This is a genomic window from Aquimarina hainanensis, assembly GCF_042684685.1.
GTDB classification, from domain to species: domain Bacteria; phylum Bacteroidota; class Bacteroidia; order Flavobacteriales; family Flavobacteriaceae; genus Aquimarina; species Aquimarina hainanensis.
The window spans coordinates 258,021-270,433 of record NZ_JBHULX010000021.1 but is presented as its reverse complement, the minus strand read 5'-3'; the positions used below and the strand labels follow the sequence as shown (position 1 = coordinate 270,433).

Genomic DNA, 12,413 nt, shown 5'->3' with positions numbered 1-12,413 from the left:
AATGGTTGCCTAATGATCATAAGTCAGGTCGATTCTATTTAAAAATCACCTTTAATAAATGTTTTATAGCACTACATATCGTAATTACTTCAGGATGCTTTCCAGATCATTTTCTATGTAATCGGGTAGTCCTTCTGTCATAATGATGTCGTCCGATAAAGATTTCTTTTTGTTTTGGAGTTGAATGATTTTTTCTTCAATTGTATTTTTGGTAATAAAACGAGATACGGTTACATTTTTAGTCTGCCCGATTCTATGTGCTCTGGCGATTGCTTGTTTTTCGATAAAGGGGTTCCACCAGGGATCTAGTAGTACTACATAAGAGGCTTTGGTTAGGTTGAGTCCTACTCCTCCAGCTTTTAGAGAAATGAAGAAAATGGAAAGGTGATCATCCTCCTGAAAAGTATTGACAATTTGTTCCCTGTCACTGCTTTTTGTCTGTCCTGTGAGGACGCAGTACGAAATTTGATTTTGAGAGCACCAGGATGTATATATGTCCAAATGAGAAACAAAAGAACTAAAGACTAATACTTTTTTGTTTGCTTTAACTAATGTCATCAGATAATTGGTAACATCAGTAAATTTTCCAGAGATTTCTTCGGTTTCAGGAGAGATAAGAGCAGGGTGATTTGCTAATTGACGAAGCTTTGTCAGGGTATTGATAATGTGTATTTTATTAGTAGACGGATTGTCTATCCCTAATAAAAGATTTCTGGCGGCGGATTTTTCTGATTCGTACTGTTTTTCTTGCAGAGGAAGCATCTCGGTATAAATGATTTGCTCACTTACTTCAGGAAGGTCTTTAGCAACTTGCTCTTTGGTTCTTCTTAGGATAAAAGGATTAATTAGTTCTTTTAGTTCTTCGATTTTCTCTGTGTCCTGATGTTTTTCTATAGGAATTCTAAAGTGATTTTTGAAAAAAGAATAGCTTCCGAGAATTCCAGGATTGATAAATTCCATTTGAGACCATAAATCAGCAAGAGAGTTTTCTATAGGCGTTCCGCTTAAAGATATTTTATTTATTGTCTGGATACTATTAATAGCCGAAAAAAGCTTGGATTCTTTGTTTTTGATTTGCTGACTTTCATCTATGATTAGATAATTAAACTGAAACTTTTTGAGTTGTTCAATATCTTTCGAGATGGTAGTATAGGTAGATAAAACAATGTCATAAGACTCTACATATGGGGTGATTTTTTTTCGATCAGCACCAGTGTACTTTACACAATTCAAATGAGGCGCAAACTTGATGATTTCCTGAGCCCAGTTGAACACTAATGAAGAAGGGAGGACAATGAGCGCTTTTAGGTAGGTTTTGATTTCCAGGGGACTGCTAAACAGATCAAATTGTATTTTTTGCACACTATTCTCTTCAGGGATAAGTTGTTCCTTTATGAATGTCAAAACAGCAATGGTTTGCAAGGTTTTTCCAAGCCCCATGTCATCTGCAAGGCAAGCCCCTAGCTTTTTGTTGTAATGTTCGATGAGCCATTTTACACCTTCCTCCTGATAGGGGCGTAATGTCGCCTTTAATTTCGAAGAGGGGCTATAGACTAATGAGGTTTCTTCAATTGTAAACTCGGCAGCAGGAATAATATCTCTTAATAAGGGATAATTACTCTTGTTTACAGATAAAGCATTCTTGGAAGCCCTACCGTGAATAGCCAGTTTTTTATAACGATTCATCCATTCTAATGGGATGATAAATGCAGTGTTGTCATCAATAGTGAATACGCGATTGTTTTGCTTGATGTGTTGAATAAGGTCTGTAAATGGAAAGTTATGGTGACCAATACTGATAACCCCTTTTATATCAAACCAATCATTTTGTTGGGTGTTTTCTATAGAGATTGACGGTGTCCCGGAATGGATTTTTTTTCCCTGTATATGTATTTCTGGAAGTTTAAATCCTTCTTTTTCCAGTTGTCTTTGATAGTTTCCTAGCCATGTCATAATGGCGTAGGGATCTTTTTCTTCAACAAGTTCGTATACGAGGTTACTGCTTAGAGAAAGACCTTTTTCGATTAGTAATTGACCGATTTTGCTTTCTTGCTCAGTATTTCTTTTGGTTTGGATAATCTGGATATGATTATTCTCATTTATGAGTACATCCGAAGTAGAAGTCTTAGTGTCATTCTGACGAAAAGAAACCTGATTATATTGGTAATTAATAGTGCCTACATATAGGTCTCTGATAAAATCATGAGATATAATCAGTTCGTATGAAGTAACCTCTTGGTGAGTAATGATGTCAAACCCTTCTGTGATGACCTCTATTTTTTGTATAACAGGCAGAATGATTTTATCCAAATACGTTCTTACATGTTTTTCCTCTATAGAGATGGTGTTTTTTTTAAAAAAAGGTTTTAATTTATTCGCATTAAGATGTTCGATAGCAGCTAATTGCTTGTCAAGAATAATCCAGGCAGGATTGTTTAGTAGAATACGAATGTCGTGATCTTTTGGTTGAAGTTGTCTGTCTTCTTTTTTGATGGAGAAAGAATATTCAATTCCTTGTTCTTTTTTTGCAAAGGTCAGCAATGGGGTTAGAGCAGTACTTTGATGGGTAATCATATAAGGAGCCAGGTGATCTTTCCTCTTGGCATTATAACAAAGCGGAAACCTGTTTTCAGAAAGTAAGGTGTAAAATGTGCTCATTTTTCTATGGATGTATTGTAGGAGCACTTCCTTTGTTTTTTTGTCTGTTAACAGTTCGGCAATGGTGTAATTTTTTTTCCTTTTTTTGGCTTGAAAACGAAGTGTCAATTCACTAGGCTTTAATGCCTGGCAAATTTCCAGTAGTCTGGCGTGGGTAGTATCTAGGTAGGGGATTTTATAAGTATCGAGAATTTCAGGTAAGGCTTGTTTTTCTATATAGCCAATTTTTTGATTAGAAATCGTAGCAATATAGGCTTCCGGAAGCGGTGGTACATCGGCATATTCGAGGTCGACAAGATTGTAACAGATACAGAAAGAATCCATTTTTAGAAAGAAAAGGTAAGTGTTTGGGGTGAATTAAAATTATTTTGGGTATACTGAATTCAGTATACCCAAAAAAATAAACGGTGTTTTATTGATTTTATTTTTTTACAAAATCAATAACTGTTTTAGTTATATAGCCAATTTGTTCATCATCCAGTTCTGTATGCATTGGTAGAGAAATCACTTCTTTGACTAATTGGTTTGTCACAGGAAAATCTGCTTCATTATAGCGATCGTCCTGATATGCTTTTTGACTGTGTAGTGGGATAGGGTAATATACCCCACAAGGGATGTCATTTGCATTGAGATGCTTAACAAGAGCGTCTCTGTCTGTATCTAAAACGCGGAGTGTGTATTGGTGAAATACATGCGCCTTGTAGTCTCCTGGCTTGCTGATCTTAGGTGTAATGATGTTATCGATGCCTTCAAAAGCTTTAGTATATTTTTCAGCAGCTTCATTTCTGGCGATATTATAAGCATCTAAATTCGGTAATTTGGCTCTAAGAATAGTTGCCTGAATAGAATCTAATCTAGAGTTTACTCCCACTACATCATGGTGATAACGTTTGTACATTCCGTGATTGACAATCCCTCTGATCGTATGTGCCAGATCATCGTCATTTGTGAAAATAGCCCCTCCATCTCCATAACAACCTAAATTTTTGGAGGGGAAAAAAGAAGTAGAAGCCACATGACCGATTCCTCCGGTTTTAGTGATACTTCCGTTATTAAACTTATATTCTCCACCAATTCCTTGTGCATTATCTTCAATTACATATAAATTATGCTCTTTTGCGATACTCATAATCTCGTCCATATTGGCACTCTGACCAAAAAGATGAACAGGGACAATAGCTTTGGTATTAGGAGTAATTGCTTTTCGAATAGCAGCCGGATCTATATTGAAAGAATCAGGTTCTACATCGACAAGTACAGGTGTTAATTGCAGCAAAGCAATGACTTCTACTGTAGCAGCAAAAGTAAAATCAGCAGTAATTACCTCATCTCCTGGTTTTAACCCAAGTCCCATCATGGCGATCTGAAGGGCATCTGTTCCGTTACCACAAGGAATGACATGTTTGACACCCAGATAGGTTTCCAGTTCTTTTTGAAAACTATGTACTTCAGGACCGTTAATAAAGGCAGAAGAGTTTATAACATCAAGGACTGAAGAGTCAACACGTTCTTTTATTTGTTCGTACTGACCTTTTAGGTCAACCATTTGTATCTTCTTCATAAAGTGTGTTTGTTCTGATGCACGAAAGTACGAAATAATGATACGATTGCCAATGAGAGTTTCCTTATTTTGAATGATAAAAGTAAATGCTTCTTATTGGGGATCATGTTTTGTAAAATCTCAATGGGTGTAATGGGCTGACTTGTTTAAAAAATTAACATTCTACCCCTAATTGTACAGTTTTGTTTGCCTGTATAGGAGTTATTTACTTTTTGATGAACCGGATTGCTTTTTGAGTATCGTACTTTAAAAGATACACTCCGCTTTGTAATTTTTGTAAGGGACCAGAAATGTCATATGAATTATTTTGACTTTCCGGAAGAGGCAGTGAGAGGACTTTTTGTCCATGAATTGTATACACTGTGATAGTAGCATCATAAGGTGGCGGAGTAAGAATACTTATCGTAGCTGTATCTTCTATGACAGAAGGAGTGATGACGATATTAGGTTGTTCTTTTGGAGTTGTACTCTCTGGATTAAAAGTCATAAAAGGATCCTCGTTACCGAGTACAAAGCCAGATATTAAGTTTCGTTTGATGTTTTGATGATTAGTTGCATGGATGATGATACTATAAACTCCATGGGGTAGTACGGAAGGGTCGAATACAAATTTATTACCGTTTTTGGTAAAATTAATAATCTCTTCAGGATCGTTTATATCTTCTGAAGAAGTATCATAAATAACTCCCCAAACATCGAAATTTGTAGGGACTGAAAACTTCTCTTTTTCAGGGGTAGTAAATGAAACTTCTAAAAAAGGCTTTTGTGAAGAAATTTCATTAGAAAAAGACATGACAGGGCCATTTGCGTCTTTTACGAAGGCGATAAATGCTGAATCACTGTGTAATGCCATATCTTTTTTAGTAGGTTGTAGTATCGTTCTGTGAGGAATTTTGTGTACAGGAATGATATCTTTTTTCTTATTATGTGTGTTTGATGTTTGAAAAATAGTATTTTCTTTTTTGTGAATAATATCAATCCATTGTGTTTTGGAGGTGCTTTTTTCTAGATGTAAGCGGTGCTCTTTGTCTGATTGTATGAGGTAATAGTTACTTTCTAATGAGGTTGTTGATGGTTTTAAAGATGTAGTTTCCAGAAATGTTCTTTTGTTATCATTCTCTATATATGGACGGATATGTTTCCAGCTAAATTGACCGAAGCTAATATCGAGATGATCAAAAATAGCGTTGGGGTCTTTGTCTTTAAAATGAATAGTGGCATTAGGACGTAAGGTACTACTATAAGGGGCAACTCCGTCATTACTTCCTTGCTTAGCGAGTAATACACCTCCGGAAACTAAAAAGACAGGGGCAGCAATAGGTACAGAGCTATTGTAAAAACCAGAGGCTCCAAAAGAAATAAATTTTTGAGGTTGATTGCCAGGGTGTTTGTCAAAATATGGTCGTACAATATCCCTGCAATAATAAGTAGTGGACGTTCTTGCTCCTTCGTTTAATCCTGTTAACTTCCATATCCAGTTTAGTAGAGGTACTTGTGAAATATCAGCAAGATAAGTCCCCCAAAAAGGAGTTCCCAAAGCAAAAACATTGGCTACTTTATCTTTTTTCCCATAATGAAACATTGCTGCTTCAGCTGCTTTTCCTCCATTACTATGCGCAATAAGATATACCTGTGGGATGCCATATTTATGAGTGATTATATCCAGTGCACTAGCTAATAATTTTCCATTTGTCCAAAGTCCTTCTCCTCGGGTAGTTGCAACAAAAACAGCTTGATATCCTTCGTTAAAGACATCTTGATAGAAAGTGTTTTTGAATAAAAACTGACTTTGATTAAGGTCAATGTACCCATGATTAAAAACAATGACTTTGCCATTATAATTTTCGGGAGTGGCTCCATAATGAATGGTGGGATGAAAAAGAGGACCAATAAAATTGTTCGTTATTTTTGTTGGTGTGGGGAGCTGTATTTCTTTAAAATTCTGAGTATAAGATGTAAGTGAAAAAAATAAGAGTAGTGTAATAAGTTGAAATTTCATAGTTAATGAGTTTGTGTGTTTATTTTTTATAAATATCATAATATATATGTTAAAATAATGAATATTTGATAGATTTTCTTGTTTTTGAAGATTTTATGTGCTTATCAGAAAGTAATGTATTTTTGTAGCTTATATAAAAAACGAGTTTTTGAAAATTTTATACGCTATACTATCTGTTTTGTTTCAATGGTCATTACCATTAATAGGTACTTTAAGTTCTAAGTTGCGATTGTTTGCAAATGGTAGAAAACACAGTTTTTCAGTATTAGAAAAAAACCTAAAAAAAGGAGATAAAGTTATTTGGTTTCATTGTGCTTCTCTAGGAGAATATGAGCAAGGAGTTCCTGTTATGGAATCGTTGAAAAAAGAATATCCTACCTATAAGTTGTTGGTTACTTTTTTTTCTCCTTCGGGGTATGAGGCAAAAAAGAAAAGTACGCTTGCTGATGTGGTTTTGTATTTACCAGTCGATACGATTCGTAATGCCAAGCGATTTGTTAAGTATGTACAACCAAAAATGGCACTATTTGTAAAATACGAGTTTTGGCCAAATTATTTTCAGGAGTTAAAAAAAGAAGGGATTCCAGTTGTAATTATTTCTGCTGCATTTAGAGAAAATCAATCTTTTTTTAAATGGTATGGAGGTTTTATGCGTACTGTCCTAAGGTCGGTTTCTCATTTTTTTGTTCAGGATGAGATTTCCAAAGAATTGTTAAATCGTATAGGATTCTCTAATGTTTCAGTTAGTGGTGATACCCGTTTTGACAGGGTTTCTCATCAAATAGAAATGAATAACAAGGTCGATTTTATCTCTGAATTTGTAGGGGGGCGATTGTGTGTAGTTATAGGCAGTTCCTGGAAAGAAGATGAAGAAGTCTTTATTAATTATATCAATCGGGCTCCGGCATCATTATGCTTCATTATAGCACCTCATGAAATCAAGGAGAGTGGAGTTGCGTCATTGGTCGATAAAATTACCAAAAAAACAATTCGTTATTCGGATAGAGAAGGTAAGGAACTGAATTCATATCAGGTTTTTGTAATGAATACTATTGGATATCTGTCCAGGGTATATAGTTATGCTGATATCACTTATGTTGGTGGGGCTATGGGAACCTCGGGGTTACATAATATTTTAGAGCCGGCTACTTTTGGAGTTCCGGTGATCATCGGAAAGAATTTCGATAAGTTTTGGGAAGCGAAGCAATTGCAAAAACTGGCAGGCTTGTTTTCCGTTTCTTCTCAGGAAGAATTCTCTGTAATTATTGACAGATTGATCGATGATAAACAGTTTAGAGAAAAAACCGGGATGATATCAGGGCATTTTATTAACAGCAATACCGGAGCTACTCATACTATTATGACGTACATAACAGCAACTGGGAATTTGTGATTAAAGACTATACAGAAACTGCTTGTCGCAAATAGCGTCTAAAAGGAAGCATTTCTTTGTAAACCTGTACAACATAATCGGTAAAATCATCTTGGAGTACCTGTTTCTTTTCCAGAGGGTGAATTACAGCAAATGTTTTGTGTTTTAATAGATCGATATGCTCGTGGTCTGTAGTATAGCCTTTAGGGGCTTTTTTTAAGAGGTCATTTCCATCTGTATACAGTGACCCGAACATCTTTTTGAAACTTTTTTTAGTAATTATTTTTTTTAATTCTTCTCCGTTATAATCGATTGCTTCCCGAATACTGTTTAGAATCTTGTTTTCAGGTTTCCAATATCCTCCGGCAAGAAGACATTCGGAAATCCCGATATGAATATAAAAATCTCCTTGCTTTGTCAACTGGTCCAAACCTGCACCAAAATGATCTTTGTAAACAGGTTTATGAGGATGAAACAGTAAATTGTTATTGATCCGATTCATTCCTTTTTTTCCGGGAGTAGGAAAATAATCAGGATCCATTGCCGCAAGTCGATCGTTCAGCTCATCTAGCCATTGGATAAAATTAGTTCTGTTTTTTTGATACGCTTTCCTATGGGCATCCATCCATTCCTTGGAATTATTTTGTTGAAGTTTTTCTAAAAAATGAAAAAGCTGCTGAAAGTCCATTTTATCGAGTATAGAATTTAGAGTTTAGAACAATCCGTGTAATTGTGCATCTATTTTATTAATGATATCTCCCAGATCTTCTGGGTTATCTACAAAATTAATGTGATCTACATCGATAATTAATAAGTTCCCTTTGTCATACCCGTGTACCCATGCTTCATAGCGCTCATTTAATCTACTGAGGTAATCAATACTGATAGAGTTTTCGTAATCCCGACCTCGTTTGTGAATTTGTGCCACTAGATTAGGGATACTGCTTCTCAGATAAATCATAAGATCAGGACCTTCGACAACACTTTCCATCAAATCAAATAAAGAACGGTAATTTTCGAAATCTCTATTAGTCATTAACCCCATTGCATGCAGGTTAGGAGCAAAGATATAAGCATCTTCATAAATTGTCCTGTCTTGAATAATGTCTTTTCCGTTTTTTCGGATTTCCAGAATTTGCCTGAATCTACTGTTTAAAAAATAGATTTGAAGATTAAAAGACCAGCGTTCCATTTTATTGTAGAAATCTTCCAGATATGGATTCTCCATTACATCTTCAAATTGAGCTTCCCACTTGTAATGTTTCGCTAATAAACGTGTTAAGGTTGTTTTTCCAGCACCAATGTTTCCCGCAACTGCTATATGCATTTTTTATTTTTTTTTGGGGTGTTAAAGCAATATCCTTTTTAGGTTTGGTCGTAAATATAAAATATTTCCTGACTAACATAAAACTGTTTTAACGTAATTTCGATGAGATTATTCTGCCTTTTTATTTTCTTTCCTCAGGAAGAACAAGAAGAGGAAGGGGAGTTTTAATTTTATGGAATTATAAGGAATGTTATTGGGTTTTATCGGTTTGAAATGTGTATAGGTACTAATCTATAAGCTTATATCCATAGCCTCTAATGTTTATAATCTGTAATTGAGGGTCGTGTTTTAGTTTTTTTCTGAGTTTTGTAATAAAAACATCCATGCTTCTTCCATTAAAAAAATCATCGTCTCCCCATAATTTTTTTAAGATCATGGAACGATCTAAAACCTGGTTTTTGTTTTTTATTAAATGGAACAATAAATGGGATTCTCTATGAGTTAGTTGCTGCGTCTCGTTTCTGTGCTCCAGTTGTTGTTTGGGGAAATTAAAAGTGTATTGACCAATCATCATGACTTCTGCTTTTTTTTGAAGAAGTGTTCTTTGAAGTAGATTGTTGATTCGTACAATGAGTTCTTCCATACTAAAAGGTTTCTTTAGATAGTCATTGCCCCCGATAGAAAAGCCTTCAACTACATCTTCAGTTTGGGACTTTGCTGTTAGGAAAATGATAGGAATCGTATCATCTATCTGTCGGATTTCTTTTGCGACAGTAAATCCATCTTTTTTAGGCATCATTACATCCAATACAAGTAGTTTGGCATCTGTGTTTTTATATAATTGTATAGCCTCAATTCCATTGCAGGCGATATGGACTTTAAACGATCTGGTGCTTAGACTCTCTTTTATAATTTGCGCTAGAGAGGGTTCGTCTTCTGCTAAAATAATTTCTGTAAAGTTACTCATTGGGGAGGGTAATTATAAAGTTAGTCATTTGGTGATCTAAAGTAGCAGTAATGGTTCCCTGGTGTTTTTCTATTATTGTTTTTGTGTAGAATAAACCAATTCCGAATCCTTTTACATCATGGGTATTGCCCTTGGGAACACGGTAGAATTTCTCAAATATCTTGTCTTTGTGTGCCTTTGATAGAGAAGAACCATTATCACTAATCTGTATTGTTATCTGATTGTTGTGATCTTTGATCGCTATATGAATCTCATTCCCTCCATATTTGATCGCATTATCAATGATATTGTTTATGGCATTTTCAATATGAAAGATATCTATATGGGCATAAATTTTGGTAGAAGACGGGAGGTACTGTATCTTTTTTTTCTGAGATAATTGGTGTTGATGTTTGGCAATACAATCATTCATAAAGCTAACGAGTTCTATGCGTTCTTTATTTAGTTGTAATTTGTCACTGTCCAGGGAGGCGGTTTCCAGTATTTTTTCCACCATTAAATTTAGTTTTTGTAATTGCTCAAATGAGATAGTTACATATTTTTTTGTTTTTTCAGGATTGTTGTTTTTATTAAACAAAGAAATCCCTTCCAGAGCAGCATTGATGGTAGTAATCGGAGTTTTGAACTCATGTGTGATATTGCTGATCAGATCATTTTTTACTTCTGCAAGTTGTTTTTGACGGTTGATGATTCTCAATAAATATAACATGCAATAGATAACGGTAGCAATCAGAATAAAAGAGAGAAGTATTCCCAGCAGGTTTTTTTTGAGTAAGGTAGTTGTTGTGTTGGTATATGATAATCCGATAGTACTGCTATATGGCAAGTATAAAGAAGTTGTGGAAGTGGTTAAGGTCTTTTGTGGAGGACTGGAAAAAGGGATGATTTTTTGATTGTTGAACTGATCGTTATACGTTAATGAATAATCAACGGTAATTTGTTTTCGGGAAAATTCATGTTTCAAAAGACTGTCTAATTGATGAATATTCATATTGTCATTCGAAACAGAAATAAGAATTTTGGAAGCCAGTTCTTTAATGGGTTCTGCTTCTATCAATTTTAATTTTTCTATTTCAATGATAGTGTCCCCAGTTTTAGGTATGGTGATAAACTTAATTTGGCTGGTGCTTTCAGGGGATTTTTCAGGAAGGTTGTACTTTACCATATTAGAAAGGCTGGAATCTGTATATACCCTCATTGTATTCAGTTTTTTATTTTTTTGCAAATTAGGGTAATGTTTCTGTGGACTATAAGGGTAGGGAAAAGTATCCTTGTGAGATTGTTTATGGCTTTGATGGGAACCGTCTCTTTTTACTTCAGAAAACTCATAATAATGTTGGCTAATAGACGTCGCGAGATCTAGTGTATTATCCTTAGCAATTTTCTCATAGTAATAGTTGACAGCATTATCCAGACCGATTTGAACATCGTTAATAAGCTGTTGTTCACTTACTTTATAATTTTTGTAATTCCAATATAATTGTATGCCTATAGTGATGAGACTTACTATGGCTATAAAAAACAAAATATGTTGATCACGTTTTTTCTGCATAGGTCAAAAATACAATACTAAAATAGTTTTAAATGAATGGGTTAACATTCGTTAACACTTGTTAACCGTAAGATTTTTAATAGGTACTCATCTTTGTCTCAAACTTTTTATAAATACAATTTAAACAAAAAAGATATGATACGAATAATGATACTACTTATGATGCTGTTTGTTAATTCTTTGTTTGCTCAGGATTTTCAGGGGGTGGCAATATATCAATCAAGCAGCAAAATGGATCTTGATATAGGTGAATCAGCAGCTCCTTCCGGAATGAAAGAGCAACTTGAAGCGATGTTGATCAAACAATTTCAAAAAGAGTACCGATTGGATTTTTCTATTCATGAATCGATATATCAGGAAGAAAAACAATTAGAGAATCCCGCTTCTAATCAGGGCGTTAAAATGATTGTGATAGGTTCAGGTGGTGGAGAGGTGTTGTATAAGAATACAAAAGAATCAAGGTATGTGAGTAGTAATGACATTTTTGGTAAACAGTTTTTGATTAAAGATACATTGCGAAAAAATAAATGGGAGTTAACCAACGAAACAAAAAAAATAGGGAATTATTTATGTTATAAAGCTACCCGAAAAGTAGAGAGCATTGAAATAAGAAATATTACAATTAATGGAGAAAAAGAAAAGGCTAAAGAGAAGAAAAAGGAACAGCTAATAACAGCCTGGTATACGCCATTGATACCAGTAAGTAATGGACCTTCTATGTATGGAGGGCTGCCGGGTTTGATATTGGAAGTTAATGATGGTAAGCAGACGATGCTTTGCAAAAAAATTGTAATCAATCCTAAAAATAAAGTAACGATCAAAGAACCAGCAAAAGGAAAAGTAGTTACTCAGGAACGATTTAATGAGATTATGAATAAGAAAATAGAAGAAATGAAAATACATTCTAGTCATCGTTCAGGAGATGGTGGTATCGAAATAAAAATAGGAGGATAAGTCATACGGGAAAATCAATTAACGTATAGAGTAAAAGGAAGTTGGTGCAGATATTATTTGTAACCAAAAAAACATCAATTAAA

Annotated in this window: 9 protein-coding genes; 2 read left to right on the top strand and 7 right to left on the bottom strand. The window is 34.6% G+C overall.

Annotated elements, in window-relative coordinates:
- Positions 1-84: 84 nt before the first annotated feature.
- The 3 genes from ACFSTE_RS11905 to ACFSTE_RS11895 all read right to left on the bottom strand — a co-directional run bounded on the left by ACFSTE_RS11905 (position 85) and on the right by ACFSTE_RS11895 (position 6,218).
- Positions 85-2,982 (bottom strand): DEAD/DEAH box helicase, encoded by a 2,898-nt coding sequence (locus tag ACFSTE_RS11905; protein ID WP_378257075.1) that lies wholly within the window; start codon positions 2,980-2,982, stop codon positions 85-87.
- A 97-nt stretch (positions 2,983-3,079) separates the two neighbouring features.
- Positions 3,080-4,219, bottom strand: coding sequence for a DegT/DnrJ/EryC1/StrS family aminotransferase (locus ACFSTE_RS11900; RefSeq protein ID WP_378257074.1), 1,140 nt, complete (start codon positions 4,217-4,219; stop codon positions 3,080-3,082).
- A 205-nt stretch (positions 4,220-4,424) separates the two neighbouring features.
- Positions 4,425-6,218, bottom strand: a complete 1,794-nt coding sequence (locus ACFSTE_RS11895; protein ID WP_378257072.1) for a T9SS type A sorting domain-containing protein — start codon at positions 6,216-6,218, stop codon at positions 4,425-4,427.
- Between the two features lie 148 nt (positions 6,219-6,366).
- Here ACFSTE_RS11895 and ACFSTE_RS11890 point away from each other — a divergent pair, with 148 nt between their 5' ends.
- Positions 6,367-7,611, top strand: a complete 1,245-nt coding sequence (locus tag ACFSTE_RS11890) for a 3-deoxy-D-manno-octulosonic acid transferase (protein WP_378257070.1) — start codon at positions 6,367-6,369, stop codon at positions 7,609-7,611.
- A gap of 7 nt (positions 7,612-7,618) precedes the next feature.
- Here the strand turns inward: ACFSTE_RS11890 and ACFSTE_RS11885 are convergent, their stop codons facing one another.
- The 4 genes from ACFSTE_RS11885 to ACFSTE_RS11870 all read right to left on the bottom strand — a co-directional run bounded on the left by ACFSTE_RS11885 (position 7,619) and on the right by ACFSTE_RS11870 (position 11,376).
- Positions 7,619-8,278 (bottom strand): DUF2461 domain-containing protein, encoded by a 660-nt coding sequence (locus ACFSTE_RS11885; RefSeq protein WP_176028770.1) that lies wholly within the window; start codon positions 8,276-8,278, stop codon positions 7,619-7,621.
- Positions 8,279-8,302: 24 nt separating this feature from the next.
- Positions 8,303-8,917: a deoxynucleoside kinase gene (locus tag ACFSTE_RS11880; protein ID WP_176028771.1), complete on the bottom strand. Its 615-nt coding sequence runs from the start codon at positions 8,915-8,917 to the stop codon at positions 8,303-8,305.
- Positions 8,918-9,143: 226 nt separating this feature from the next.
- Positions 9,144-9,824: a response regulator transcription factor gene (locus tag ACFSTE_RS11875; protein WP_176028772.1), complete on the bottom strand. Its 681-nt coding sequence runs from the start codon at positions 9,822-9,824 to the stop codon at positions 9,144-9,146.
- Entirely contained in the window at positions 9,817-11,376 is a 1,560-nt protein-coding gene (locus ACFSTE_RS11870) for a sensor histidine kinase (RefSeq protein WP_378257067.1), read from the bottom strand. Before ACFSTE_RS11870 ends, ACFSTE_RS11875 begins: the two co-directional genes overlap by 8 nt.
- A 135-nt stretch (positions 11,377-11,511) precedes the next feature.
- Between ACFSTE_RS11870 and ACFSTE_RS11865 the strand changes: the two genes are divergently transcribed.
- Positions 11,512-12,330 (top strand): GLPGLI family protein, encoded by an 819-nt coding sequence (locus ACFSTE_RS11865; protein WP_176028774.1) that lies wholly within the window; start codon positions 11,512-11,514, stop codon positions 12,328-12,330.
- The last annotated feature ends 83 nt before the right edge of the window (positions 12,331-12,413 follow it).